The following is a 25,962-nucleotide window of genomic DNA, read 5'->3' on the forward strand; positions in this document are numbered from 1 at the left end:
TCATTTCTTAACACTTTAAAACGGGTATTTATTTAAAATATTTCTATCAGAATCTTGCAAAAGCACTATACTTATCAATAAATAATGTATTTTTGTGTATCACTTTTAGAATTTCAAAATGAAAAACGTTGCCATTATCATGGGAGGTTACTCTAGCGAGTACAAAATTTCGTTAACCAGCGGAAATGTTGTATTTAACAATATTAATCGCAATAAATTTAATCCGTATCGTATTCATATTTTTAAAGAAAAATGGGTGTATGTAGATGAAAATGATGCCGAATTTCCAATGGATAAAAACGATTTTTCAGTAACCGTAAATGGCACAAAAATCAATTTTGATGTAGTTTTTAATGCGATTCACGGAACACCAGGTGAAGATGGTTTGATGCAAGCGTATTTTGAATTATTGAATATACCTCAAACTTCGTGTGATTATTATCAAGCAGCGTTAACTTTTAATAAGCGTGATATGTTATCGGTTTTAAAACCTTACGGAATCAAAACGGCGGAATCGTATTATTTAAATTTAGGCGATGAAATCAATGTTGATGCAATTTTAAATAAAGTAGGTTTACCTTGCTTCGTAAAACCAAATAAATCGGGTTCAAGTTTCGGAATTTCGAAAGTAAAAACTAGAGAAGAATTTCTTCCAGCTATTGAAAACGCTTATAAAGAAGACGACGAAATCATTATTGAAAGTTTCCTTGACGGAACAGAAGTTTCAGTTGGTGTAATTAATTATAAAGGAACTGTTACGGTTTTACCAATTACCGAAATCGTATCGGAAAACGACTTTTTCGACTACGAAGCGAAATATTTAGGCAAATCGAAAGAAATTACGCCAGCCAGAATTTCGGATGAATTAAAAGCAAAAATCGAAACGGTTGCTAAAAGAGCCTACGAAGTATTAAAAATGAAAGGTTTTTCGAGAAGTGAATTCATTATTGTAAATAACGAACCACACATGTTAGAAATGAATACAATTCCAGGTTTAACAACCGAAAGTATTCTTCCACAACAGGCTCGCGAAGCTGGAATTTCATTACCAGAATTATTTGAAAACGCTATTGAATTGGCTTTAAAGAAGTAAAACATGAAAAAAGCAATATTTCCAGGTTCATTTGATCCCATTACCAACGGACATTACGATATTATCAAAAGAGGCGTTTCTTTATTTGATGAAGTCATTGTAGCCATTGGTGTTAATGCCGAAAAAAAATACATGTTTTCCTTAGAAGATAGAAAACGATTCATCGAAGAAGCTTTTAAAGACGAACCCAAAGTAAAAGTCATCACTTACTCAGGTTTGACAATAGATTTATGTAAAAAAGAAAAAGCAGATTTCATCTTACGTGGATTAAGAAATCCAGCTGACTTTGAGTTTGAAAAAGCAATCGCACATACCAATCGTGTGATGTCAAAAATAGAAACGGTTTTCTTACTAACAGCAGCTCGTACTTCGTTTATTTCTTCAAGTATTGTTAGAGATGTGTTGCGAAATGGTGGCGATATTTCACAATTGGTTCCGGAATCGGTTTTAGTTAAAAAATAGTTTTGTTACACAAAGTTTCACGAAGTTTAACACAGAGTCACTCAAAGTTTTTTATTATAATTTGGCGAAAGATTATTAAATATAAAGCTTTGAATATAAACTTTCAATTTAAAAAAATCTGTGTTCCTATTTATTTAATTTTCAAACACTATCAACTTTTCTTTGATAATTAAATTCGAAAAGTGAAATTCTTTTTTTAGCCATTTTAAAGTTTTGGGTTGGTAAATAAAAACGTGGGTGAAATCATCCTTATAATACCAATTTTCAAAAGGTTTTTGGTTATTGAAAACTTCTGTTTTACAGTATAATTTTCCTTTCGGAAGTAGTAAACTTTTTAGTAATTCAAATTCTTTGTAAGGTTGTTGAAAATGCTCCATTACTTCGCAACACGAAACGTAATCGTATTTTTCTTTTAAAAGTGATGGTTCTTTTGCAAAAAACAAATCGTAATTCTGTACTTGATAGCCTTTATTCGTCAACATTTTAGCGATCACCGGACCTGTTCCTGAACCAAAATCCAAACCATTAGCTTCTGGAGAAAAATCTTGTAAAACAGCATTTACGATTGGTGAAACAAAGTTTTGATAGCGTTCATCAAAAACATCATTGTTATGTTTTTCGTAATGCGATTTTTCTTCTTCAGCGGTTAAAAAAGTATGTTTAGGTCTGAAAATTCCATCGCAAGTATCGCATTTATAAAACAAATGCTTTGGTTTTTCGCAAAAAAGCGTTGCAGCTGAATTACAAAGTGGACAGATTGGAGAAGTCATTTATTAATTAGATCTAAATGAAAATTGATTATTTATTTTTCTCTTTCAAAATTTCACGTTTTATATTAGAAATTTCGTCTTTAATATTCAAATATCTTATGTATAATATAACTGGAATAACAATAGCCATAATTAAGGTACCCCATAAAACGGTACCTAAATAACCTTTTTCATTTAAAACCCTTTCAATTCTAGGATGAGGCCAATATGGTAAAATAAAATTACTTAAAATGGTGATAAAAATTACTTTTGGTATAACTTTTTTAAAATTAACTAATTGTTGTTGTTTATTTTTTAATTTATTTTCAAGATTTTCATCCATCAATTCTAAATTTTAATAGAAATCAATAATCATTCTAAATTTTACTCCTCTTCTTTCTTAATCACCTTTCTTGCTACTTCAATTTTATATTTTTTCCCTTTCATTTTTTCGTCTTTGATGTTTTGCAATAAAGATTTCACTTTTGGGTATTTCACCGCTACAAACGAAATAAAATCTTTGACTTCGATTAATCCAATATCGTCTTTTTCTAATTTTCCTTTTTGTGAAAAGAAACCTACAATGTCGATTTTATTCAACTTGTTTTTCTTTCCACCACTGATGTAAAGCGTTTGATATAAAGGCGCTTTTGGCAACGATTTCGCATTGGAAACATCTAATCTACGTTTGCCATAATCGAAATAATCCACTTTCTTTTCGGTTTCGTTTACCAAAACGTAAGCCGTTCCGGTGGCAAACATACGAGCCGTTCTTCCGTTTCGGTGGGTGAATTCGTCTTCTTTGGCAGGTAAATGGTAATGTATTACGTGATTCATTTCGGGAATATCCAAACCACGTGCGCCTAAATCGGTTGTAATCAAATAAGAAACACTGCCATTTCTGAACTGAATTAAGGCACGTTCTCGTTCGTCTTGATCTAATCCGCCGTGATAGTAAGTGGAAATAATGCCTTTTTGAGTTAACATTTCATGAATGCGTTCTACCGCTTCTCTGTGGTTACAAAAAATAATGGCAGCTTCTGAATTTAAAGAACAAATCAACTGAAACAACGCATCAATTTTATCCTTAGATTTCGAAAATACGATACGAATATCTAAATTATCATTCTGCTTTTCTTTTGGAATAAAATCCAACACTTTCGGATTGACCACCTTCGTATATTTCGGAATTTCCACACCTGAAGTCGCAGAAACCAAAACACGTTTGTTTGCTTTTGTAATTTTTCCAATGATATAAGACATTTCTTCATGGAAACCCAATTGTAACGATTTGTCAAATTCGTCTAGAACATAGGTTTTTACATTTTCGGTAGCAAAACTTCCTCGTTCTATATGATCGGCAATTCTTCCTGGTGTTCCAATTAACAACGCTGGTGGATTACTTAAGTTTTTGAATTCCGTTTCTATCGAGTGACCTCCATAACACGTATTGACTTTGTAATGCGTTCCCATTTTTTTCCAAACTTGTTCAATTTGCAAACCTAATTCGCGTGATGGTACTAAAATTAGACATTGCACTCCTTTTACATCTTCTTCTAATAATTGAAAAATAGGCAACAAAAACGCTAATGTTTTCCCCGAACCTGTAGGAGAAAGCAATAAAATATTATCTTCATTCAAAATAGCATGTTGCGCTACTTCTTGCATTTTGTTTAAACTTTGAATACCAAGATTCAATAGTACATTGTTGGAATATGGATTTTGACTCATGCGGCAAAGATAAAACCAATTATTTAAATAAGTAATTAATTGCCACGGATTACACAGATTACACGGATTAATTCTATTAAACAATATTAAATCCTTTTAATCCTTTAATCTGTGGCTAAAAAAAATCATACTTCAAAAAGATTCTTTATTTTTGAAAATCAAATACAAATCTGCTATGCGTTTTCTAAAAATAAGTTTACTTTTCTTCTCGATTCCTGCGTTTTCACAAAACAATTTCATTACACCTTTTGAACGTGGTAATGGCAATCAATCTTCAAATTATGAAGAATGTATTGCGTTTTATGAAAAATTAGATGAAAGTTTTGCTAACATCCAAATGATTCAAAAAGGCACCACAGATAGCGGAAAACCTTTGCATTTAGTATTATTTTCAAGCGAAGGCAAATTTGATTTTGATGAATATTTTACTAAAAACAAAGCCGTAATATTAATCAACAACGGTATTCACGCAGGTGAACCTGACGGAATTGACGCTACAATGATGTTGATGCGTGATTTGGCCATGGGGAAAATCAAAACGGCTAAAAACACATTAATTGCAGCTATTCCGGTGTATAGTGTTGGAGGAATGTTGAACCGAAATTCACATTCTAGAGCCAATCAAAATGGTCCTGAAGAATATGGTTTTAGAGGAAATGGGCGAAATTATGATTTGAATCGGGATTTCATTAAATCGGATACTAAAAATTCGAGAAGTTTTCAAAAGTTGTTTACCGAGTTAAATCCTGATATTTTCTTAGACAATCACGTTTCTAATGGCGCGGATTATCAATATACGTTTACTTGCATTGCTACCCAACATGAACGTTTGGGAAACAAATTAGGGAATTATTTCATCAACGAATTGTATCCTTCAGTGGTGAAAGACATGAACAAAAAGAAAATCGATGTGGTTCCGTATGTGAATGTGCACAGCACCACGCCTGACAAAGGTTTTGAGCAATTTACCGATACACCAAGATATGCGACAGGTTATTCGACTTTATTCCACACCTTAGGATTTGTTCCAGAAACGCACATGTTAAAAGTATATAAAGAACGTGTGAAAGTGACTTACGAATTTATGGTAAGCACAATCAATTTCGCCGATACAAATTGGCAAAAAATCAAGCAAATTCGAAAAGAAGCATTGAAAGAATATCAAGCAGGAATGCAATATCCGTTAGACTGGGCAATTGATTCTACAAAAGTATCTTATATTGATTTTAAAGGCTATCAAGGCGGTTACAAACCAAGTGATATTTCAGGAAAAGACCGTCTGTTTTATGACAAAAGTAAACCGTTTACCAAGAAAATTCCGTTTTATGGGAATTATAAGCCTACAAAATTTGTAAACATTCCGAAAGCGTATATTATTCCACAATCGCAATGGCAGGTTTTGGATATTTTGAAATTGAATAATATTAATGCACATCGCCTTCAAAAAGATACGGTTATTGAAGTAGAATCGTATAAAATTGAAAATTATCAAACTTCAAAATCGCCTTACGAAGGTCATTATGCACATTACAATACGAAAGTTACTAAATCGATTCAAAAAGTAAAATTTTTCATGGGAGATTATGTGTTTTACACGAATCAACCTGGAGTAAAATATTTAGTAGAAACCTTAGAACCAGAAGCGGTAGACAGTTATTTCAACTGGAACTTCTTTGATCCTATTTTACAACAAAAAGAGTATTTTTCGAGTTATGTTTTTGAAGATTTAGCAAAAGAATTCTTGGATAAAAATCCAAAAATAAAAGCCGAATTGGAACAAAAGAAACAAAATGACAAAGCTTTCGCAGAAAATGGTGCAGCGCAATTAGATTGGGTGTACAGACAATCGCCTTATTATGAGAAAGCGCATTTGCAATATCCGGTTTATAGAGTGAATTAGATAATGTGTCAATTAGTCAATGTGTCAATGAATCTAAATCGAGAAATTGGCACATTGTCTAATTATCAAATTGACACATTAGAGTTCTCCGCTTCAAACAACAACTTAATATTCTCGTACGAGTTCTCTAATATAAACTTAATATCCTTTGGATTCACCCATTCTACACGTTCGATTCCTTCATCGGCTTGACCTTGTGGCGTGCCTTCGTATTTGGTACGCATTTCAAACCATTGCGTAATTTTTAGTTTGTAGCGACCATTGCGTTTGAAAATATGGTAGGTTCTTTGTAGTTTTTCGGTGATAGCTAATCCGGTAACGCCGGTTTCTTCCTCTACTTCTCGGATAGCGGTTTCTTCAATGGTTTCAGTTTTCTCCATTCCACCTTTTGGTAAATCCCATTTGCCGTTTCTGAAAATAAAAAGCACATCGCCGTCTTTGTTGTAAACCAATCCACCACCTGCTTTTTCAACGGGTAATTTCGCACGAAGCGTTTTCATTATCAATTTTTCATCGGGATGATACAAAAAAGCTTTCTGAATTTTATTCTGAAAAATTTTAACGATTAACTTTTTGATATCAACACTTTCCAATAAAAAAAGTTTGAAATCGGTTTCTTTTTGAACCTGATTTGTCAAAAAAAGTGGCTTATCGTTCACAAAAACTTTATACATTTGCAATATGATTTTTAATAACAACACAGCACAACAAACAGCCGAATTGCTTTTACAAATAAACGCAATTAAATTAAATTCTAAAAATCCTTTTACGTGGGCTTCAGGCTGGAAGTCTCCGATTTATTGTGATAACCGCATAATCCTTTCATTTCCAGCGGTTAGAAACTATGTTCGTGATGAATTTGCGAAACATATTGAAGACAAATTTGGTAAACCGGATGTCATTGCAGGCGTTGCAACAGGTGCTATTGGTATCGGAATTCTAGTTGCCGAAGCCATGGGATTACCATTCGTATACGTTCGTCCAGAACCAAAAAAACACGGAAGACAAAACCAAGTAGAAGGCTTCTTACAAAAAGGACAAAACGTGGTGGTGGTTGAAGATCTGATTTCGACTGGTGGAAGCAGTTTGTTAGCCGTTGAAGCTTTACGAAACGAAGGTGCTAATGTAAAAGGAATGGCAGCTATTTTTACCTATGGCTTCCCAATTTCAAAAGAACGTTTTGAAGCGGCAAATGTGGATGTTTTTACACTAAGTAATTACGAAAACTTATTACAAAAAGCGGTTGACAAACAATATGTTTCAGAAAATGAATTGGAAACATTGAGTGCATGGAACGCAAATCCAGCAGAATGGAATGTAGAAGTTTAAATCACAAACAATAAATAAAAAATATGAACTTAGAAAGTCCAAAAGTAAACGTAGCAAAATCGGCTGAATATTTATTCAACGCTCTGAACGACGTAAAGAATTTCGAAAAATTAATGCCAGAAAATATCGCAAAATTTGAAGTAATCGACGAGAATTGCTTTGAATTCGGATTAAAAGGAATGCCAGAAATTAAATTGGTTAAAAAAGGTGGAACTCCAAATTCGCAAATCGTTTTAGGAGCTGCTTCAAGTAAATTGCCTTTTACATTAACTGGAAACTTAAACCCAATCGACGCTGATAATACAGAAGTACAATTAGCTTTTGAAGGCGATTTCAACCCAATGATGGCCATGATGATCAAAGGACCAATCACTAAATTCATTGAGACATTGGCTCAGAATATGGGGAAATTGTAGTTTCCTGAATAACTTATTGAACACGAATTATATGATTTATGTAATTCGTGTTTTTTTATGTTTCAAATCGAAATTCCACTAACGTCACTTCGAGTGTTTTGTATTTGGAAAGCCTCAGATTTACAAATACAAAATGTATCGAGAACTGTAGAAGGAAAATCGTTGCTATAGTTCTCGATACAATTTTTAAAAGCAAAAATCAGCATTTTTTCTTTTAAAAATCACTCGAAGTGACGGTAATAGTTATGCTTGTTTCAAAGCCTCAACCAACAAATCAACATCTTCTTTCGTATTAAAATGACTGAACGAGATTCGTAAACTTGGTTTTTTTGTCTCCTCTGCTGATAAAAACTCGGCTAAAACGTGCGATGGTTTAATACTTCCGCTTTGACAAGCACTTCCGCGTGAAACGGCAATTCCTTTCATATCCAATGTAAATAACAACATGGAAGTCTTTTCTTCCGATAATGGTAATTGGACGTTTAAAAGGTTATAAAACGTATTTTCTCCATTGATTTTCACTTCTGGAAATACTTTTTTCAATTCTGAAAAGCAATAGTTTTTTAAATCGGAAATGTAATTGATATCATTTTCTATATTCTCACAAGCTAATTCCAATGCTTTTGCCATACCAACAACCTGATGAACAGCTTCAGTTCCGGCACGCATTCCTTTTTCTTGCTCGCCTCCGAAAATCATCGGTTGTAGCATGGAATTCTTTTTTATGTACGCAAACCCAATTCCTTTTGGACCATGAAATTTATGTGCACTTGCTACTAAAAAATCAATTCCCAAGTCTTGTACATCTAAAATTGTTTTTCCGATAGATTGTACCGTATCGCAATGAAAAAGTGCTTTCGCATACTTGCACAAGTCCGAAACGCGTTTGATGTCTAAAATCGTTCCTATTTCGTTATTTACGTGGATTAGCGAGACTAGAGTTGGAACATCTGAATGTAATTTATCAGCAAAATCATGGTAATCGATGTTTCCGTTGGATAAAATCGTAACATATTCAACTTGAATTCCGAATTCCTTTGCTAAATGTTCGACAGTATGTAACGTAGCGTGATGCTCGATTTTAGTTGTTATAATGCGTTTAATTCCCAAATCTTTAACAGCGCTTGCCAAAATCCAATTCGTGGCTTCGGTGGCGCTGGACGTAAAAATAATTTCGGAAGCTTGTGCATTTAGTAATTTCGCAATGGATTTACGCGATGATTCTAACAAAGTCTTGGCGCTTCTCCCAAAACTATGCGTTGAAGATGGATTTCCAAAATCGTTTTGTAAAACATTCATCATAGCAGTAATGACTTCTGGATGAATAGGCGTGGTTGCGGCGTTATCTAAATACACTTTTCTCATACAGCAAAGATACAAATCATTTTATTTTAGAAATCTTAAAATCAATTCGCATTGAAATTAACAAACATTAGTAAATTAATAAATTAAAACCCTTATTTTTGTTGCATAAATTCGATTAATAAATGAAAAAAATTCTAGTTTTGATAGCTTCACTATTTTTATTTCAATCATGTGACGATGGAGATTTAATTTTGAAAACTTTTAATTTTAATAATGAAACAGTTCAAAAGTGTAATAATTTACTTTTTGTATCAAAGGATAAAGAAATATTAATTTTAAATATTCCAAGTTCAATTTTTATTGATGAGCCAACAATTGAAGGAACTCCTAGAATTTATACTTTGGCTAATTCAGAAGAATTAGTTTATAGATTGTATAATGAAAATGTAAATTCTACAGCTATTTGTTCAGAAATTCCCCCTGCATCACCTACAGTACTTGAAGAATATAAAGCCCTGCCTGGTGGACAAATTCAAATTACAACAAGTGTTTTGCCTTCTGTCAATGAAACTACAAAAGCAACAACTATTAATTATATTCATCAAATAAAATTGATTAATGTTCAATTCACAAATGGTGAAAATAATTTAATTTATGAAGAATTTTTATTCGGAAATTATAAATCTAAAACAAATATTCTTTCTTTTAATTTTTCTACAAATAACGGAGCTCAGTGTAATGCTAACAATTTATACAAAAACAATAACACGCAATTAATTTCATATGATTATCCAGACTATCTCTTACCAACAACGGCAGGAACTACTTCAATTAATTTAGATGCAACAAATAAAATCACTTATAAAATGTTTAGTGGGGGAACATTAACAAATGTATTAATTTGCTCTACGACTTCTCCTGATAGTCCGTTTATTTTAGAAGAAGAATGGATTGCAACCACAGGAACAGTTGAAATAATTACTACTGAAGTAACTGGTTCAAATAATTTACCAGCACTTAAATATGACATAAAATTTATAGATATCACATATAAAAAAGGTGATTTGAGTTTTACACATGATATTTTTGATTTTGGTTCCTATGTCACAAATTAGATAATCAAAAATGATTTAAAAAACACGTTTATAAAGAATAAACGTGTTTTTTTTTACTTTAAATTTTGCTTAATATAAACTTCTGTTGCACCCAAACCATATTTTTGATAGTTGGCATCTTGGAATGAAATACCTTCATAGCGTCCCAACATAAAGTCCAATTCGGCCTTTAAAACACCTTCACCAACACCATGAATAAACACCACTTTTGGCATCCGATTTTTGATAGCAAAATCGAGTTGGCGTTTAGCCGTTTCCATTTGCAAAGTCAGAATATCATAATTGTTCATTCCGCGTTTTGAAGGTACTAATTTTTCGATATGCAAATCAATTTCTAAAACAAATTCGTCCTTACGAGAACGCTTTTCTTTGATGAAACTTCGCTTTTTTGGCTCTTCTTTATCTTTTAAAACAGAACCTAAACTTTGAGTGGAGAAAAAACATCTTAACTCATTGGAATTATTTATTTTAACTAATTCGTTGACAAAAAATGTCATCACAAAATTATCAGTAATTTCCACTGAAATTTCATTGTTTTTAACCTTTATTACCACTCCTGAAATATCGTCGTCTAAAACCGCAACCTTATCTCCTATTTCAAATTTCTGTGTCATTTTTTTCTTCGTTTTCTCCATCATTTTTAGATGGTATTTTCTTCATTAATCTAAATAATCCAAACATAAAAACAGCCATTGCTCCTATCATAATAAATCTATTTGGAGCTGGTTTTGATTGCTCAATCAAAGCAAAAATTCCGACCGCTGCAAACACTAAAATGTATAAAAATTGTTTCATAATTTATCTTTTTATAAAGTTTTCAAAAATAGTGTTTTTAAAATTAGTATTAGTTTTGAACTTTTTTTTGTAAACTTGTGGAACAATTTTCAACCACAAAAAAGCATTATGAAAGAACACATGTTGCCCTGTATGAACAAACAACTTTTTGGAGTTGAATGTCCGGGTTGTGGAACACAAAGAGCCATTGCTTTTTTATTAGAAGGAGAATTCTGGGAAGCTTTTAAAATGTTTCCTGCTATTTACACTTTAGTTGTTTTCTTTATTCTTTTAGCACTTCATCTATTAGACAAAAAGAGAAATTACTACAAATTAGTTATCACAAGCGCTATTTTAAATGGAGTTATTATTTTAATAGCCTATTTTATCAAAATATATTTTAACTCTGTAACCAATTAAACTAATATATTTATGGAAAATCAAAAATTACCTAATGCTACTGCAGTCCTAATTTTAGGAATATTTTCAATTTTAACTTGTTGTTGTTACGGAATTTTTAGTATCATATTGGGTGTTGTAGCTTTAGTTTTAGCAAATAAAGACACAAAATTATATGCTGAAAACCCTAGTATCTATAACAATTACAATAATATAAAAATTGGTAAAATATTAAGTATCATTGGAATTACACTAGGTGTCATTTACCTAATTTATGTAATAGTTCTATTTACTACTTTAGGAGTTGAAGGTATTGAACAAATGCAACAAGAAATGATGAGAAGATACGGAGGGAAATAAAACAATATATTAATCTAATCAAAAAGAACGCTATCAACATCTTAGCGTTCTTTTTTTGTATAATAACAACTCATTAACAAATCGTTTACAACACTTTCTTGGAGTTTGGCACAGCAATTGGAAATACCTAATCAAGCAACCGTTTTAGAAACGAGTTTTAAAATGAAGTTGCTCAACTTTTAAATTGTTGTATCATGAAATCGAAGATTCACGAATTCCGAAAACTAAATGTGTACATCATGAGTAAAAAAATTACACTTTTAGTAGTAGCCAGTATCTTTCTGGTAGGGAACATGGCTTTAGCGTCAGAAAATCCTGTTTTTTCTGATAACACAAATAGAAGAGGTTATTACATCGATTATAGAGATGCAGAACCTATCATCTTTAGAGAAAGAGGAATCGAGTTTATATTGTTTCCAAATGGTGAATTTGATTTCAACACAAGACCATCAGGACCTAGATACGCTGTAAATGGAACAAATGGTGCTCCTAGAACAAGAGGTTACTACGGAATTTCTGAAAGAGGAATCCGAGTTGAGCATGATAACTTTGGTAAAGTAAGACGTGTGGGTAATGTTTACATCAACTACGATGCTTTTGGTAGAGTTAAAAGAATTGGAACTATTTACATGAGCTATAACAGCTTTGCAGTAACAAGAGTAGGAAACATGCGAATTGTGTACGACAGAAGAGGACGAATTGTAAGCGTATATGGATTTATCAACTATACTAATAGTGGTTATACTTACAATCCTAGAGGAACTCATTATTCTGGAGGAAATGGAGGTTATGGTTATGGAGATGACGATTATGATGATGATTATGGAAGCGACGATGACTATTACTACTACAGAAAAGACGGATCTAAAGCTAAAATGACAGATGATGACGTTAAAGAAATCAAAAGAGAAACTTTAGAAGTAAAAAGAGATAAATAAAAATTGGTTGGTTAGTTTGTTTTTAAATCCTGTGGATTCTGGGAAGATGAAGCAGGATTTTTTATGTTCAAGATCAAGAACAAATACAAAAATCAATTTTCAAATTTGGAACACAGATTGAATAAATTTAAAAATTAAAAAAATATTTATTACTTCTTCAAAATTCTTTTAAAAACAGAGTTCATCACAAAATTGATATCGGAAGAGATTTTCAAATAAAAACTCCATCCCAAGTAGAAAATAGTTACTAAAATTGATTTTAAAATAATATTCAAGAAAGGATGAAATGAAAAATCCCAATAATAAAACACGACAAAACTAAGAAATGTTACACCCAAAGCTTTAATTGTATTCTTTGTAAACGGAAATAAATCCATTTTAAGGACCACAAACAGTAATTTAGCTAAACTATATATTGTAATTGAAATTAACGTTGCTATTGCCGCTCCATTTAAACCGTAAAGTGGAATAAATACCATATTTAAAGAAACAGTTAAAAAAACCAAGAACAATCCTAAAAATAAAACGGCTTTGTAATATTTTGAATTAAAAATTATGGAATTATTATTTCCTAAAATCAAATCGAAATATTTTGAAACTCCAATTAAGAAAACAACCGCAACTCCTTCACTATAACCTGCTGGCATTACAGTATACAATTGGTTAATATTAACCAAAATTCCTATCAAAATCAAACCTCCTATTACCTGAAGCGTAATTGACGATTTTTTATACAATTCATTAAGCTCATCGTGTTTCTTTTCACTCATCAATTTTGCCGTAATTGGATATGTAATTTGATGCATAGCTCGACTTGGAACTGCAATCACGGTCGCAATAAAGATAGCAACAGAATAAAAAGCAATATTATCGATATCTATATAAAAGTTAAGCATAAATTTATCTACATCTAATAATAAAGTAGCTACACTGCCCGATAAAATAATGAAAAAACAATAGGTTAAAATTGCCTTGATATTATCCGGAAAAACCAAATTAAAACTCGGTCTTTTTACTCGCATTGAATAAATAAACATCACAACTAGTGTTGCAAAGTAAATCCCCATTAATGCGAAAACAAATTGTTTTGGCGAAATATAATCGAAATAAACTGCGAATAGGAAAATCGAAATTAAAACACGCAACAGCACTTCTTTTACAAAACTACCATAAACCGATTGCATATGTACTTTTACCCAAGCATAGAAAATCTCAAAATATCCCATACAAAGTCCAATTACCGGAATTTGCCACACATAATCGTATACAATTTGATTTTTTTGAGACAATAAACTCGCTATTTGGTGATAACCAAAAAATCCAATTAAACTTATTGGAAGAATTATCAGTAAAGGTAAAACCAATACAAACGTTAGAAATTGCGATTTTTTTTCTTCAGTTTCGTATTCGTTATAAAATTTCACCAAAGTATTGTGAACTCCAAACGCCATTAAAGGCATCATAATGTTAGCAGCGGATAATATAAATCCCACCAAACCATAATAAGTATCCCCTAAAAATTGTCCGTACATAAACAAGGTATTAATCGCACCAATTCCAAAACCGATGTAAGTAATGATGGTGTTTTTAATCGATTGTTTGATGACAATTCCCATGTTTGAAGTTTGAATTTAGAATTTAGAATTCAGAAGTTTGGCTAATTTTTCTGTCAATGATTTTCTACTGTACTGTTGCAAACCAACTGGATATACTTTTAAATTATTTTGCTGAAATTGCTCGAAATAGTTCAGAATTTGTGCTTTTAAAGCTTCTAATTCGTCATATTTGAAGAAAGTTCCTGTATTGGTTTCTTTAATGATTTGAGCAAAATCTGCGTTTTCAGGTCCGATGGCGATGATTGGTCGCTCAGAAACCATATATTCGAATAATTTTCCAGGAATGATACATTTGGTTTCTTCTGAGTCAATTTCGATAAGTAATAACACTTGCGAACTTCTTTGTTCGATTATCGCTTCATCATGTGGCAAATAACCTAAATGATTCACGTATTTTTCCAACTTGAATTCTTTAATCGCTTGAAGTACCTCAGCACTCACCGCTCCTATCAATTTTAATTGAAAATGATTTTTGAATTCGGGATTTTCTTTGGTCAATTCTTTCAAAGCTTTCCACAAAATTCTTGGATTTCTAGCTGATAAAAACGAACCAATGTGTGCTAAAGTAAATTTTTCGTCCAAAGGTTTTTTATTCACTTGTTCCACATCATAACCATTTGTAATCACTTCGATTGGTTTTGAAGTAATCGCTTCAAATTCGGTTTTTGTGGTAGGAGAAGTCACTAAAAGCTGGTCACAAGTATTCATGACTTCCTTTTCCAAATCTTTATGTTTTTTGGAAGCCCACGAACTCAATTTTAATTGTTTGTGATAGCCAATCGTTGTCCAAGGATCACGAAAATCAGCCAACCAAGTGATAGTCAATTCTTTTTTTAATTGCAAACCAATCAAATGCAAACTATGAGGCGGACCTGTGGTAATTATCGTATCGATTTGATGTTCTTGAAGATATTGTTTTAAGAATTTAACCGAAGGTTTCACCCAAAATACTCTCGCATCAGGAATAAAAACGTTTCCACGAATCCAAAGCATTACTTTTTCTATAAAAGATTGCTTTTTTTGATTTGGAATAATTCCGGAACTGATTTTTTTTGTCTTATTTTTCGAAAAAACCGAAGCCAATCCGTAAGGTTCAAAAATCGGTTGTTTGATAATAAATGCTTTATGCGAAACTTCACTTAATAATTTATCATCAATCAACGGATAGGTTGGATTTTCAGGAATATAAACATGAGGTTCTATATTAAAATCAGGTAAATATTTGACAAATTTCAACCAACGCTGTACGCCTGGACCTCCTGCTGGTGGCCAGTAATACGATATAATGAGTATTTTTTTAGTTGGTTGCAAATGTCAAATTCTTAAATGATATTCTGTCAAGCTGAACTCGTTTCAGCTTCTAAATTATAAGTGAGATGCTGAAATGAATTCAGCATGACAAGATTCTATACTTTTTTCTTGTTCTCAAAATAAACTCCTGCTCCAATTAATAAAAGCATTCCGATTGAACTGATTAAAGCGATTGTACTTCCTGTTTTTACTACTTCTGGTTCAAATTTGAATTCAATGGTATGTTTTCCTGCTGGAATTTGTAAGCCTCTTAATACATAGTTTACATTTAAAATTTGAGCGTCTTTTCCATCAATTGTAGCTTTCCAACCATTTTGATAATACATTTCAGAGAAAACGGCAAAGCCTTCATTACTATTATTTGAAACATATTTTAAATGATTTGGTTTGTAGGAAACTAAATTTATTGATGAAATAGAATCTTTTTCATATTCTAAATTTGAAATAGGAAGTGCAGGTGCTTTTAAATATTTTGTGGCATCAATAGTTCTAAAAATAGCCACTCTTTTTGTATCCAAAGTATCCAACGCTTTCATTTCTTCGTTTGCAGATTTTACTAGCTTAATTTCTTCAACAAACCATGCATTTCCATTAGCTGCAGGGTTTTGTAATGCTAATTTTTGTCCGTTTTCATCCGATTGGATAACGTATTTTACATTTAACATGTTTAACACACGAACGTTATTTTTAGCAATTTGGTAGTCGAATAATTGTTGCATTCTTCTTGGTTTCGCTGCATGATATCCACCGATTGATTTGTGGAAAAACGACGTTCTTGCACTACTCATCCCGCCTTCTACTTCAAAAACTCTGAAATGTGTGGTATCGGCTAAAATCCTTTGATCGGCTTCTGTTGGTTCAAATGGCATATCGACTTCTCTAGCGCTTTTGAATTGGTCCGGATTGTTGTTCACATAACGTTTATCAACCATAAACAAATCGAAAACCATTAAAACTCCAACCAAAATAATAGCAGTTGTTTCCTTCATCATATTTTTAACGAAAAGAAACAAAACCGCAAATGTTAGTCCAACAAACAGCATCGAACGCAACACATCTGAAGTATATAAAGCTTCTCGGTCTAATTTTAGAGTTCGGATGAATTCGTCTCCATAAGCTTGTGCATACATTGCATCGTTTGCAGAAGAGAAATTAAACATTCCTTTAATTAAAAATAAAACCACTAAAAGTCCGAATGTAATGGCTCCTGATTTCCAAAGGGCGTTCCATTTTGCTTTTTCATCTTGCTTGAAAAATTGGTATAACCCAACAATTGCTAAAGCGGGCACACACAATTCTAAAATCACTTGAATAGAAGAAACCGCTCTAAATTTGTCATATAATGGAACATAATTGATAAAGAAATCAGTCAAAATATTGAAATTCTTACCCCAAGAAAGTAATAATGAAAATACTGCTCCTGCTAAAAATAAGTATTTGATGTTTCTTTTTTCAACAAAAAATGCCATTACAAATAAGAAAAACACGACAACTCCTATGTATGCTGGTGCCGCAACAATAGGCTGTGATCCCCAATACGCTGGTGCATGTTCTACAAATCCCTGCACTTGATCCGCTGGATAACCTTGTGCTACAAAATTTTGATAGGTTTCTGATTCAATACCTAAATTTTCATTATTGGAACCTCCGAAAAGTCCAGGTGCAATTAAATTTAAACTTTCTGCAACTCCATAGCTGTATTCAGTAATGTAGTCATAGGACATCGCATTACTATCCGTTTTTGGCGAACCATCTGGATTGAAAGTTAATTCACTATTATTACGTGTTGAAAACTTAGCATATTCTGAAGTCGCCATTAAATTGGTTGCATTGGCTCCAATGGCTAAAATTCCTGCGATAGCAAATACTCCAAATATCTTTCCTAACTCTTTAAATTCCTTATTCTTAATTGCAATTACGACATAATAAACCCCAATTATTGCTAATAATAACAATAAATAATAGGTCATTTGGAAGTGATTCGCATTTATTTCCAATGCTGCGGCTATCATAGTTAGCAAACCTCCTGCAATATATTTTCGTTGGAATACCAATAAAACTCCAGCAACTACCATTGGCATGTAAGCGATGGCGTGCGCTTTAGCATTATGCCCAACACCTAAAATAATTATTAAATACGTTGACAATCCAAAGGCTAAAGCTCCGAAAAACGCTTTTAACGGATCTACTTTTAACACCATCAACAACACATAAAACCCTAAGAAATAAAGGAATAAATAATCCGCTGGACGAGGTAAAAAACGTAAAGCATCATCCAACATTCCGATAACGTCATTTGGATATTTTGCACCTAATTGATACGTCGGCATTCCTCCAAAAGCACTATTAGTCCAATAAGGCTCTTCACCTGTTTCTTTTCTAAAATCGATTTGCTCTTTTGCCATTCCGGTATATTGAACGATATCGGATTGAAAAATTTTTTCTCCTTTTAAAACGGGATAAAAATAAAATAGTGAAACTAAGATAAATCCAACTACAACTAATAAATGCGGATAGAATGCTTTTATGTTCTTCATATTAATGCTATAAATAAGGTGCTAAAGTAACTAAAAAAAGGATATTGTAATAATATCCTTTAAGGTAATGTTTTAAACTAACAATTATTTCACTTCTTCGTAATCGATGTATTCTCCTACTTCTTTTTTTGGTTTTGGAGTTGTTTTTGTCGATTGAGAGGCGTTATTGTATTGTTCTTGTTGTTGTCTGTACTGTTCTTGCATTTTTTCTTGCATCTTATTTACAGCCTTTTGCATTAAAATTGGAGCAAAAATTCGAACTGCAAACTTAAACAGATAATAAAACAGAATGATATAAAATAGGGTTTTTATCAATCCTGTAAATGAAGCCATTTCCATGCTAATAAATTTTAAAATTCAAAAATACAGATATTGGTTGGGAAAACTTCAAAATTGTTTCATAAAATTATGATAAAATAACTATTTTTGGAGATAAATCTTTTTGTATGAAATCAATTCAAGCACTTTTTATATTAATCTTAGGGATAACCTCTCAAATTTCGTTTGGACAATTTACAGATGAAATCAATTCTAATCGTCCTGGTCGTTCAATGATGGCATTTTCTGTTGGGAAATCTGTTTTTCAAACCGAAACAGGATTGCATTATGTTAACGAAGATCACAATACATTAGATTATAAAGCCAGTGGTTTTATGGCAGAATTTGATATTCGTTGGGGATTATTCTTTGAACAATTAGAACTTATTGCTGAATTTCAGTATCAAAATGATAATTACACATCTGATGCACTTGATAAAAACAGAAGTGCATTGAAAAAAACTCTTTTTGGAGCTAAATACTTGATTTATGATCCATTTAAAAACTACGAAGAAAAACCAAATTTATATAGCTGGAAAGCCAATCACCGTTTCAAATGGAGACAATTAATACCCGCTGTAGCAGTATATGGAGGTGCAAATTTGAACTTTTCTGACAATCCGTTTAATTTTGCTCCTGTTGATGTTGAAGAACCAAAAGTAAGTCCAAAAGTAATGATAATTGCTCAAAATCACTTTGGAAGTCGATGGGTTTTAGTAACCAATGTTGCTTACAACAAAATAGGTTCTGACTTTGCAAGCATAGATTACATTGTTACACTTACCAGAGGTTTTAATGCTAAATGGTCTGGATTTATAGAAAATCAAGGCTATATGGGTAATTATTATTCTGATGGATTGTTAAGAATGGGTGCAGCCTATTTATTCAATAAAGACATGCAAATTGATGCTTCTATTGGGAAAAACATAAAAAACACACCCAGTTTATTTACTGGTGGAATTGGATTTTCGTGGCGATTTACCAAAAACTACAAAGAAGTCAAAATTGAAAAAGACAATGGTAGCAAAATGGATAAAAAAATGAAGAAAAAAGGCGAAAAAGAAGCTAAAAAACGTAAAGACGCAGTAGAAGAGTAAAATGATAACAATTAAAGAAGCGCTTACAAAAAAAGAAATGAAAGATTACGTGATGTTTTCTTTCGAATTGTATAAAAGCAACCCTTATTGGATTCCGCCCATCATAGCTGAAGAATTAGAAACTTTTGACAAAACTAAGAATCCTGCACTTCAAACTGCAGAAGCGCACTTTTATTTGGCTTACAAAAATGGAAAAATTGTTGGAAAAATTGCGGCCATCATCAATTGGGAAGAAGTTAAAATTTTAGGGAAAAAGAAAACCCGATTTGGTTGGTTTGATGTTATAGATGACATTGAAGTTACCAAAGCTTTATTAGCTAAAGTAGAAGAATTGGGTAAAAAACACCGCATGGATCACATCGAAGGTCCGATGGGATTTTCTAATTTAGATAAAGTTGGAATTCTGAGTGAGGGTTTTGAACAAATGGGAAATATGATTACTTGGTACAGTCAACCTTACTATATCACACATTTTGAAAAGCTTGGATATACTAAAGAAAAAGAATATCTTGAGAGTAGCTTTTCATTTAATGACATCAATCCTGAATCATTTCAAAAAGCAAGTGAATTGATCAAAAAAAGATACGAATTACGTAGTCTAAATTTCACCAAAACTAAGGATATCATGCCTTATGTAGATAAAATGTTTGATCTTTTTAACGATACCTATTCAAAACTACAATCATTTGTTCCAATAAACGATATCCAAAAAGCTTATTTTAAAAAGAAATACATTGGTTTCATCAATCCGGAATACATCAAATTTATTTTGGATAAAAACAATAATATGATTGCTTTTGCCATTGTGATGCCTGGGTTTGCTCAAGCATTAAGAAAAGCAAACGGAAAACTTTTTCCTATTGGATTTTATCATTTGTTACAAGCCAGAAAATATTCGAAAGAAATTGTTTTCTATCTAATCGGCATAACTCCAGAATATCAAAGCAAAGGAATTACCGCCATCATTTTTGATGAATATTACAAAGTTTGCTTAGCAAAAGGTATTGAAACTTGCATAAGAACTCCTGAGTTAGAGGAAAATCATGCTATTCACAATTTATGGAAACATTTTAATTCAAAAATTAACAAGAGGAGAAGAACCTACAAAAAAGAATTATAAAAAAAGGGATTCAATCTGAATCCCTTTTAATTTTATATAGAAATAAATTACTCTACATTTTGAACATTTGCTTCTGCAATTTTAGCATATGTTCCGTTTACTAATTTCTCACGAATAGCTTCAAAAGCAGCTAATGTTTCAGCGATATCTTCTAAAGTATGCGAAGCAGTAGGAATCATTCTTAACAAAATAATTCCTTTTGGAATTACAGGATATACAACAATAGAAAGGAAAATTCCGTAGTTTTCACGTAAGTCATTTACCATAACCATAGCTTCTGGAATAGACCCCTCTAAATATACCGGAGTAATACAAGTGTTGGTATCACCAATGTTAAATCCTCTTTCTTTTAATCCGTTTTGCAATGCATTTACATTTACCCATAATTTATCTTTTATTTCAGATGAATTACGTAATAACTCCAAACGTTTTAATGATCCAATAGTTTGAATCATTGGTAATGCTTTTGCAAACATTTGAGAACGTAAATTATATTTTAAATAATCGATAACATCTTTGTCAGCTGCTACGAATGCTCCAATATTTGCCATTGATTTTGCAAAAGTTGAGAAATACACATCAATTCCATCTTGACACCCTTGCTCTTCTCCTGCTCCAGCACCTGTTTTACCGAGTGTTCCGAAACCATGCGCATCATCAACTAACAAACGGAAATTGTATTTTTCTTTCAAGGCAACAATTTCTTTCAATTTACCTTGTTGTCCTCGCATTCCAAATACACCTTCAGTAATGAATAAAATTCCTCCACCTGTTTCTGTAGCCATTTTAGTAGCACGTTGCAGGTTTTTCTCCATACTTTCTAAATCATTGTGTTTGTAAGTAAAACGTTTTCCCATGTGTAAACGAACACCATCAATGATACATGCATGTGAATCAACATCATAAACAATAATATCATTTTTAGAAACCAAAGCATCAATAATAGATACCATTCCTTGGTAACCAAAATTTAACAAATAAGCCGATTCTTTCATTACGAAAGCTGCTAATTCATTTTCTAATTGTTCGTGATATTTAGTATGACCACTCATCATACGAGCTCCCATTGGATAAGCCGCTCCATATTGAACTGCCGCATCAGCATCAGCTTTTCTAACTTCTGGATGATTAGCTAATCCTAAATAATCATTTAAACTCCAATTTAAAATATCTTTTCCATGAAATTTCATTCTTGGACCTAACTCACCTTCTAGTTTTGGAAATACATAATATCCTTCTGCTTGTGAAGCCCATTTTCCTAACGGACCTTTATTGTTTTGAATTCTTTCGAATAAATCTTTTACCATGATATATAATAGGTGTTAAAAACGAAGCAAAAGTATAAAGAAAAAAGTTTTTATTATAAATTTTACGACTAAAAAAATTTAGTAATAAAATAAAAAATCAAAAAAGCTTGGTAAATCAATAAATGCAATTACCTTTGCACCGAACGACACAGAAATGTGGTTACACGTTCACCTTAAAAGTCGGGGGCTCCACCTCGACTTTTTGCTTTTTATACATTTCGTATCTTTGTTTTTTAAAATCATTTTTCATGAAACTTGTATTCGCATCCAACAACAAAAATAAAATTCAGGAAATTCAGGCTTTAGTTCCAAACACCTTTCAAATTCTAAGTTTAGAAGAAATTGGCTGCACAGAAGATATTCCAGAAACCGCTGATACCATTGAAGGAAATGCAATTTTAAAAGCCAATTACGTTACCGAGAAATATGGTTATGATTGTTTTGCAGATGATACAGGTTTAGAAGTAGAAGCTTTAAATGGTGCGCCTGGAGTTTATTCAGCTCGCTATGCAGGCGAACAAAAAGATGCGAATGACAATATGGATAAACTTTTATCGGAATTGAAAGATAAATCGAATCGAAATGCCAACTTTAAAACGGTGATTGCTTTAAATTTGAATGGTAATCAAAACTTATTTACCGGAATCATCAATGGAAAAATCATTGAAAAAAAAATTGGAACAAACGGTTTTGGTTACGATCCTATTTTTGTTGCAGATGGCTATTCTAAAACCTTTGCTGAACTGACTATGGAAGAAAAATCAATAATTAGCCACAGAGGAATTGCCGTAAAAGAACTTATTCTTTTTTTACAAAAACAGAACCAATAGGCAAACTCCAGTTATATTTAAAAGCAATTAATCGGAATGTAATAATAAAAATGGCTACTATCGGCGATATTATGTCATCTGATATTTCCAACTGTTGTAATAAGAAGAATAAAATTCCACCTGCTATACAAAGCGTAGCATAAATTTCCTTTCGGAACAAAACCGGAATTTCATTACACAAAATATCGCGAATAACACCTCCAAAAGTCGCTGTTAAAGTTCCTAAAATCACACAAACAACCGGACTTAATCCATACTCAATTCCTTTTTCTAAACCGATTAAAGTAAAAACCCCTAATCCAATCGTATCAAATAAAAACATCGAAATACGCAAACGCTCTAAATACCGATTGAATATTATAGAAAGTAGAAAACCTATAGTAATTATGTAAATATAATCAATATCTAACATCCAACCAACCGGTGTTCTTCCTATCATGACATCACGAACTGTTCCTCCTCCTAAAGCAGTGACAAAAGCGATACAATACACACCAAACAAATCTAATTTTTTGTAAATAGCAGTCAAAGCACCTGAAATAGCAAATACTAATGTTCCAATAATGTCTAGCAGTTCAAACATAGCTCTTATTTTGATACAAAAATACCTCACTTTCTAATTTTTTAAGTACACTTTCTTGCAATAAAACATATTTTATAAAATCTGTGAAAAAGACAAAAACATAACAAATTGAAAATCAATTAATAACAAATTAGTTAATCTAACTTTTAAAGCGTACCTTTGCACCCAATTTAAAATAATATATGAATAAATTTGAACAATTAGGATTGAATGAGTCGCTACTGCTGGCGATTAAAGATCTAGGATTTGAGAATCCGTCAGAAGTACAAGAAAAAGCGATTCCAGTACTATTGGAACAAAACACAGACTTAGTAGCCTTAGCGCAAACAGGAACAGGAAAAACCGCAGCTTTTGGTTTTCCACTAATTCAAAAAATTGATGCTGAAAACAGAAATACACAGGCATTAATTTTATCGCCAACGCGTGAGTTATGCTTACAAATCACCAACGAAATTAAATTGTACTCTAAGTACATTAAAGGTTTACATACCGTAGCTGTTTATGGTGGTGCAAGCATTACAGAACAAGCTAGAGAAGTGAAACGTGGTGCACAAATTATTGTGGCTACACCAGGTAGAATGCAAGATATGATTAACAGAGGTCTTGTAAACATTAAAAACATCGATTTTTGTATCTTAGACGAGGCAGATGAGATGTTAAACATGGGATTCTACGAAGACATTTGTTCCATTTTATCGGACACACCAGACGAGAAAAACACTTGGTTATTCTCTGCAACAATGCCAGCTGAAGTAGCTCGTATTGCAAAACAGTTCATGTCAAACCCAGAAGAAATTACGGTTGGGCACAAAAATTCAGGTTCAGCTACCGTTTCTCACGAATATTACGTAGTAAACGCCAGAGACCGTTACGAAGCTTTAAAACGTTTAGCTGATGCTAATCCAGACATTTTTTCTGTGGTTTTCTGTAGAACAAAACGTGATACACAAGCAGTTGCTGAAAAATTAATCGAAGATGGTTATAATGCTGCAGCTTTACATGGTGATTTATCGCAAGCACAACGAGATGGCGTAATGAAATCATTTAGAGGTCGTCAAATTCAAATGCTAGTTGCTACAGACGTTGCGGCTCGTGGAATTGACGTTGATAATGTTACTCACGTAGTAAATTATCAATTACCAGATGAGATTGAAACGTACAATCACCGTTCAGGTAGAACAGGTAGAGCTGGAAAATTAGGAACTTCAATTGTAATCGTTACTAAAAGTGAATTGAGAAAAATCCACTCTATTGAACGTATCATCAAACAAAAATTTGAAGAAAAAACAATCCCATCAGGAATTGAAATCTGCGAAATTCAGTTATTACACTTAGCAAATAAGATTAAAGATACTGAAGTTGATCATGATATTGATACTTATTTACCTGCAATTAATGAAGTTTTAGATGGTTTATCTAAAGAAGAATTAATTAAGAAAATGGTTTCTGTTGAATTTAATAGATTCATCAACTATTACAAATCGAAACGTGATTTAACAGGAGAAAGAGGAAGTGATAGAGAAAGAAGTTCTGAACCAAGAGAAATTAGAGCGGGTGACCCAGTTCGTTATTTCATTAACATAGGTGCTAGAGACGATTTCGATTGGATGCAGTTAAAAGATTTCATCAAAGAAACTTTAGATTTAGGCAGAGATGACGTTTTCAAAGTAGACGTAAAAGAAGGTTTCTCTTTCTTTAATACAGATGGTGAGCATACTGACAAAGTAATGTCTATTCTTAACGGATATGACATGAACGGTCGTAGAATCAACGTTGAAATTTCTAAAAACGACGGTGGCGGAAGACGCGATCATAACGGAAGAAATTCTGGTGGCGGAAGACGTGAAGGCGGATTTAGAGGTGAAAGAAGCGGATCATCTTCAAGAAGAGAAGGTGGAAGAGAAGGTGGTTTCAGAAGCGATAGAGGTTCGGCTCCAAGAAGAGATGGAGGTTTTAGAGGAGAAAGAAGCAGTTCGGCTCCAAGAAGAGAAGGCGGATTTTCTGACAGAGCTCCAAGACGCGCTGAAAGTGCTGGAGATTCATCAAGACCAAGAAGACCAAGAAGAAGCTAACGATTTTCGTTAATTTTCTTATAAATTTATAAAAAACTACAAAATATCATCTTTAGATTCGTATTTTTGAATCAGTTAAAATAAGCATGAAATATTTTGTAGTTTTTTTATTCCTCTTTTATTCTTTTAATTGTTTTTCACAAAATGATACACTAGTAAAAAACATTAAAGGAACAGTTATTCACAACGATACCAAACTTCCTATGGGTAATGTTCACGTTGTGAATGCCTCTCGTGTTAAAGGAACTGTTACTTCTCCCAGCGGAATCTTTGAAATAAGTGCTAAAGTAAATGATACATTATTATTTACATATATTGGATTCGAAACAGTTAAAGTAAAAGTTACCAACGATTGGATAAAACAAAATCCAACTAAAATATACTTAACTGAAAAAGCTTATGTTCTAGATGAAGTTATTGTTAGATAAAATTCTTTCCTACATTAAATTAGGTAAAGAAGAAGGTGCTGAATTGTTATGCGGTGGCGATGTGAATCATTTAGGTGGCGATTTAGAAGGAGGATATTACATTCAACCTACGTTATTCAAAGGACACAACAAAATGCGTATTTTCCAAGAAGAGATTTTCGGACCAGTTTTA

The 25,962-nt window shown here is 32.4% G+C and carries 27 protein-coding genes and 1 pseudogene; 15 read left to right on the forward strand and 13 right to left on the reverse strand.

Going from position 1 to position 25,962, the window contains the following annotated elements; translation table 11 throughout:
- Positions 1–118 precede the first annotated feature (118 nt).
- Together B4I81_RS01535 and coaD are read left to right on the forward strand one after the other, a co-directional pair.
- A complete protein-coding gene (locus B4I81_RS01535) occupies positions 119–1,093 on the forward strand; it encodes a D-alanine--D-alanine ligase (protein ID WP_291106677.1) in 975 nt (324 codons plus the stop codon).
- 3 nt (positions 1,094–1,096) lie between these two features.
- Entirely contained in the window at positions 1,097–1,555 is a 459-nt protein-coding gene (gene coaD, locus B4I81_RS01540; protein WP_291106678.1) for a pantetheine-phosphate adenylyltransferase, read from the forward strand.
- Positions 1,556–1,689: 134 nt separating this feature from the next.
- Here coaD and B4I81_RS01545 read toward each other — a convergent pair whose 3' ends face one another.
- The 3 genes from B4I81_RS01545 to B4I81_RS01555 are packed head-to-tail and all read right to left on the reverse strand — an operon-like array spanning position 1,690 to position 4,035.
- Complete coding sequence (locus B4I81_RS01545; RefSeq protein ID WP_291106679.1) at positions 1,690–2,325, reverse strand: class I SAM-dependent methyltransferase; 636 nt, start codon at positions 2,323–2,325, stop codon at positions 1,690–1,692.
- A 28-nt stretch (positions 2,326–2,353) separates the two neighbouring features.
- Positions 2,354–2,647, reverse strand: a complete 294-nt coding sequence (locus B4I81_RS01550) for a hypothetical protein (RefSeq protein WP_291106680.1) — start codon at positions 2,645–2,647, stop codon at positions 2,354–2,356.
- 41 nt (positions 2,648–2,688) lie between these two features.
- The gene (locus B4I81_RS01555; protein WP_291106681.1) at positions 2,689–4,035 is read right to left on the reverse strand and encodes a DEAD/DEAH box helicase; all 1,347 of its coding nucleotides are present in this window, start codon (positions 4,033–4,035) and stop codon (positions 2,689–2,691) included.
- A 175-nt stretch (positions 4,036–4,210) separates the two neighbouring features.
- Here B4I81_RS01555 and B4I81_RS01560 point away from each other — a divergent pair, with 175 nt between their 5' ends.
- Positions 4,211–5,935 (forward strand): M14 family zinc carboxypeptidase, encoded by a 1,725-nt coding sequence (locus B4I81_RS01560; protein ID WP_291106721.1) that lies wholly within the window; start codon positions 4,211–4,213, stop codon positions 5,933–5,935.
- Positions 5,936–6,000: 65 nt separating this feature from the next.
- On the opposite strand, the gene B4I81_RS01565 is transcribed toward B4I81_RS01560, so the two are convergent.
- Positions 6,001–6,609: an NUDIX hydrolase gene (locus tag B4I81_RS01565; RefSeq protein WP_291106682.1), complete on the reverse strand. Its 609-nt coding sequence runs from the start codon at positions 6,607–6,609 to the stop codon at positions 6,001–6,003.
- A 7-nt stretch (positions 6,610–6,616) separates the two neighbouring features.
- On the opposite strand from B4I81_RS01565, the gene pyrE reads away from it, so the two are divergent.
- Complete coding sequence (gene pyrE, locus B4I81_RS01570) at positions 6,617–7,264, forward strand: orotate phosphoribosyltransferase (protein WP_291106684.1); 648 nt, start codon at positions 6,617–6,619, stop codon at positions 7,262–7,264.
- A 23-nt stretch (positions 7,265–7,287) separates the two neighbouring features.
- Positions 7,288–7,680, forward strand: coding sequence for an SRPBCC family protein (locus B4I81_RS01575; protein ID WP_291106686.1), 393 nt, complete (start codon positions 7,288–7,290; stop codon positions 7,678–7,680).
- A gap of 243 nt (positions 7,681–7,923) precedes the next feature.
- Here the strand turns inward: B4I81_RS01575 and B4I81_RS01580 are convergent, their stop codons facing one another.
- Entirely contained in the window at positions 7,924–9,045 is a 1,122-nt protein-coding gene (locus B4I81_RS01580; protein WP_291106688.1) for a cysteine desulfurase family protein, read from the reverse strand.
- A gap of 122 nt (positions 9,046–9,167) precedes the next feature.
- On the opposite strand from B4I81_RS01580, the gene B4I81_RS01585 reads away from it, so the two are divergent.
- Positions 9,168–10,100: a hypothetical protein gene (locus B4I81_RS01585; RefSeq protein WP_291106689.1), complete on the forward strand. Its 933-nt coding sequence runs from the start codon at positions 9,168–9,170 to the stop codon at positions 10,098–10,100.
- A 53-nt stretch (positions 10,101–10,153) separates the two neighbouring features.
- On the opposite strand, the gene B4I81_RS01590 is transcribed toward B4I81_RS01585, so the two are convergent.
- Positions 10,154–10,714, reverse strand: a complete 561-nt coding sequence (locus B4I81_RS01590) for a Smr/MutS family protein (protein ID WP_291106691.1) — start codon at positions 10,712–10,714, stop codon at positions 10,154–10,156.
- Positions 10,698–10,895 (reverse strand): hypothetical protein, encoded by a 198-nt coding sequence (locus B4I81_RS01595; protein ID WP_291106693.1) that lies wholly within the window; start codon positions 10,893–10,895, stop codon positions 10,698–10,700. The genes B4I81_RS01590 and B4I81_RS01595 overlap by 17 nt, the downstream gene beginning before the upstream one ends.
- 108 nt (positions 10,896–11,003) lie before the next feature.
- On the opposite strand from B4I81_RS01595, the gene B4I81_RS01600 reads away from it, so the two are divergent.
- The 3 genes from B4I81_RS01600 (at position 11,004) to B4I81_RS01610 (ending at position 12,571) form a co-directional block, all read left to right on the forward strand.
- Complete coding sequence (locus B4I81_RS01600; protein WP_291106695.1) at positions 11,004–11,294, forward strand: DUF2752 domain-containing protein; 291 nt, start codon at positions 11,004–11,006, stop codon at positions 11,292–11,294.
- A gap of 12 nt (positions 11,295–11,306) precedes the next feature.
- Positions 11,307–11,633 (forward strand): CCC motif membrane protein, encoded by a 327-nt coding sequence (locus B4I81_RS01605; protein WP_291106697.1) that lies wholly within the window; start codon positions 11,307–11,309, stop codon positions 11,631–11,633.
- Between the two features lie 194 nt (positions 11,634–11,827).
- Positions 11,828–12,571: a hypothetical protein gene (locus B4I81_RS01610; RefSeq protein ID WP_291106699.1), complete on the forward strand. Its 744-nt coding sequence runs from the start codon at positions 11,828–11,830 to the stop codon at positions 12,569–12,571.
- 149 nt (positions 12,572–12,720) lie between these two features.
- On the opposite strand, the gene B4I81_RS01615 is transcribed toward B4I81_RS01610, so the two are convergent.
- The 4 genes from B4I81_RS01615 to B4I81_RS01630 form a co-directional block, all read right to left on the reverse strand.
- Complete coding sequence (locus tag B4I81_RS01615) at positions 12,721–14,187, reverse strand: oligosaccharide flippase family protein (RefSeq protein ID WP_291106700.1); 1,467 nt, start codon at positions 14,185–14,187, stop codon at positions 12,721–12,723.
- 15 nt (positions 14,188–14,202) lie between these two features.
- Entirely contained in the window at positions 14,203–15,498 is a 1,296-nt protein-coding gene (locus B4I81_RS01620; RefSeq protein WP_291106702.1) for a glycosyltransferase family 4 protein, read from the reverse strand.
- Between the two features lie 95 nt (positions 15,499–15,593).
- Positions 15,594–18,035 (reverse strand): YfhO family protein, encoded by a 2,442-nt coding sequence (locus tag B4I81_RS01625; protein ID WP_291106704.1) that lies wholly within the window; start codon positions 18,033–18,035, stop codon positions 15,594–15,596.
- 84 nt (positions 18,036–18,119) lie between these two features.
- Positions 18,120–18,374, reverse strand: coding sequence for a DUF4834 domain-containing protein (locus B4I81_RS01630; protein WP_291106706.1), 255 nt, complete (start codon positions 18,372–18,374; stop codon positions 18,120–18,122).
- A gap of 107 nt (positions 18,375–18,481) precedes the next feature.
- Here B4I81_RS01630 and B4I81_RS01635 point away from each other — a divergent pair, with 107 nt between their 5' ends.
- Both B4I81_RS01635 and B4I81_RS01640 read left to right on the forward strand, forming a co-directional pair.
- Positions 18,482–19,450 (forward strand): transporter, encoded by a 969-nt coding sequence (locus B4I81_RS01635; RefSeq protein WP_291106709.1) that lies wholly within the window; start codon positions 18,482–18,484, stop codon positions 19,448–19,450.
- Between the two features lies 1 nt (position 19,451).
- Positions 19,452–20,570, forward strand: a complete 1,119-nt coding sequence (locus B4I81_RS01640; protein ID WP_291106711.1) for a GTP cyclohydrolase — start codon at positions 19,452–19,454, stop codon at positions 20,568–20,570.
- Positions 20,571–20,617: 47 nt separating this feature from the next.
- On the opposite strand, the gene B4I81_RS01645 is transcribed toward B4I81_RS01640, so the two are convergent.
- A complete protein-coding gene (locus tag B4I81_RS01645) occupies positions 20,618–21,877 on the reverse strand; it encodes an aminotransferase class I/II-fold pyridoxal phosphate-dependent enzyme (RefSeq protein ID WP_291106713.1) in 1,260 nt (419 codons plus the stop codon).
- Positions 21,878–22,125: 248 nt separating this feature from the next.
- Between B4I81_RS01645 and B4I81_RS01650 the strand changes: the two genes are divergently transcribed.
- Positions 22,126–22,707, forward strand: coding sequence for a non-canonical purine NTP diphosphatase (locus tag B4I81_RS01650; protein WP_291106715.1), 582 nt, complete (start codon positions 22,126–22,128; stop codon positions 22,705–22,707).
- Here the strand turns inward: B4I81_RS01650 and B4I81_RS01655 are convergent.
- Positions 22,676–23,290: a trimeric intracellular cation channel family protein gene (locus B4I81_RS01655; protein ID WP_291106717.1), complete on the reverse strand. Its 615-nt coding sequence runs from the start codon at positions 23,288–23,290 to the stop codon at positions 22,676–22,678. The two genes, B4I81_RS01650 and B4I81_RS01655, sit on opposite strands and share 32 nt — an antisense overlap.
- Before the next feature lie 182 nt (positions 23,291–23,472).
- Between B4I81_RS01655 and B4I81_RS01660 the strand changes: the two genes are divergently transcribed.
- The 3 genes and pseudogenes from B4I81_RS01660 to B4I81_RS01670 all read left to right on the forward strand — a co-directional run.
- The gene (locus B4I81_RS01660) at positions 23,473–25,362 is read left to right on the forward strand and encodes a DEAD/DEAH box helicase (protein WP_291106719.1); all 1,890 of its coding nucleotides are present in this window, start codon (positions 23,473–23,475) and stop codon (positions 25,360–25,362) included.
- 203 nt (positions 25,363–25,565) lie between these two features.
- Entirely contained in the window at positions 25,566–25,790 is a 225-nt protein-coding gene (locus B4I81_RS01665; protein ID WP_291106723.1) for a carboxypeptidase-like regulatory domain-containing protein, read from the forward strand.
- A pseudogene (locus B4I81_RS01670) lies at positions 25,786–25,962 on the forward strand (aldehyde dehydrogenase family protein); the annotation flags it as partial. The gene B4I81_RS01665 and the pseudogene B4I81_RS01670, both read left to right, overlap by 5 nt.

The organism is Flavobacterium sp. UBA6195 (assembly GCF_002422095.1).
Taxonomy (GTDB): Bacteria; Bacteroidota; Bacteroidia; order Flavobacteriales; family Flavobacteriaceae; genus Flavobacterium.

Coding starts and splice junctions, on each gene's coding strand:
- coaD (WP_291106678.1), top strand. CDS start 1,097: ATGAAAAAAGCAATATTTCCAGGTTCATTTGATCCCATTACCAACGGA.
- B4I81_RS01575 (WP_291106686.1), top strand. CDS start 7,288: ATGAACTTAGAAAGTCCAAAAGTAAACGTAGCAAAATCGGCTGAATAT.
- B4I81_RS01585 (WP_291106689.1), top strand. CDS start 9,168: ATGAAAAAAATTCTAGTTTTGATAGCTTCACTATTTTTATTTCAATCA.
- B4I81_RS01535 (WP_291106677.1), top strand. CDS start 119: ATGAAAAACGTTGCCATTATCATGGGAGGTTACTCTAGCGAGTACAAA.
- B4I81_RS01595 (WP_291106693.1), bottom strand. CDS start 10,895: ATGAAACAATTTTTATACATTTTAGTGTTTGCAGCGGTCGGAATTTTT.
- B4I81_RS01560 (WP_291106721.1), top strand. CDS start 4,211: ATGCGTTTTCTAAAAATAAGTTTACTTTTCTTCTCGATTCCTGCGTTT.
- B4I81_RS01550 (WP_291106680.1), bottom strand. CDS start 2,647: ATGGATGAAAATCTTGAAAATAAATTAAAAAATAAACAACAACAATTA.
- B4I81_RS01665 (WP_291106723.1), top strand. CDS start 25,566: ATGGGTAATGTTCACGTTGTGAATGCCTCTCGTGTTAAAGGAACTGTT.
- B4I81_RS01650 (WP_291106715.1), top strand. CDS start 22,126: ATGAAACTTGTATTCGCATCCAACAACAAAAATAAAATTCAGGAAATT.
- B4I81_RS01655 (WP_291106717.1), bottom strand. CDS start 23,290: ATGTTTGAACTGCTAGACATTATTGGAACATTAGTATTTGCTATTTCA.
- B4I81_RS01615 (WP_291106700.1), bottom strand. CDS start 14,187: ATGGGAATTGTCATCAAACAATCGATTAAAAACACCATCATTACTTAC.
- B4I81_RS01640 (WP_291106711.1), top strand. CDS start 19,452: ATGATAACAATTAAAGAAGCGCTTACAAAAAAAGAAATGAAAGATTAC.
- B4I81_RS01610 (WP_291106699.1), top strand. CDS start 11,828: ATGAAATCGAAGATTCACGAATTCCGAAAACTAAATGTGTACATCATG.
- B4I81_RS01645 (WP_291106713.1), bottom strand. CDS start 21,877: ATGGTAAAAGATTTATTCGAAAGAATTCAAAACAATAAAGGTCCGTTA.
- B4I81_RS01580 (WP_291106688.1), bottom strand. CDS start 9,045: ATGAGAAAAGTGTATTTAGATAACGCCGCAACCACGCCTATTCATCCA.
- B4I81_RS01635 (WP_291106709.1), top strand. CDS start 18,482: ATGAAATCAATTCAAGCACTTTTTATATTAATCTTAGGGATAACCTCT.
- B4I81_RS01565 (WP_291106682.1), bottom strand. CDS start 6,609: ATGTATAAAGTTTTTGTGAACGATAAGCCACTTTTTTTGACAAATCAG.
- pyrE (WP_291106684.1), top strand. CDS start 6,617: ATGATTTTTAATAACAACACAGCACAACAAACAGCCGAATTGCTTTTA.
- B4I81_RS01600 (WP_291106695.1), top strand. CDS start 11,004: ATGAAAGAACACATGTTGCCCTGTATGAACAAACAACTTTTTGGAGTT.
- B4I81_RS01625 (WP_291106704.1), bottom strand. CDS start 18,035: ATGAAGAACATAAAAGCATTCTATCCGCATTTATTAGTTGTAGTTGGA.
- B4I81_RS01555 (WP_291106681.1), bottom strand. CDS start 4,035: ATGAGTCAAAATCCATATTCCAACAATGTACTATTGAATCTTGGTATT.
- B4I81_RS01605 (WP_291106697.1), top strand. CDS start 11,307: ATGGAAAATCAAAAATTACCTAATGCTACTGCAGTCCTAATTTTAGGA.
- B4I81_RS01545 (WP_291106679.1), bottom strand. CDS start 2,325: ATGACTTCTCCAATCTGTCCACTTTGTAATTCAGCTGCAACGCTTTTT.
- B4I81_RS01630 (WP_291106706.1), bottom strand. CDS start 18,374: ATGGAAATGGCTTCATTTACAGGATTGATAAAAACCCTATTTTATATC.
- B4I81_RS01660 (WP_291106719.1), top strand. CDS start 23,473: ATGAATAAATTTGAACAATTAGGATTGAATGAGTCGCTACTGCTGGCG.
- B4I81_RS01590 (WP_291106691.1), bottom strand. CDS start 10,714: ATGACACAGAAATTTGAAATAGGAGATAAGGTTGCGGTTTTAGACGAC.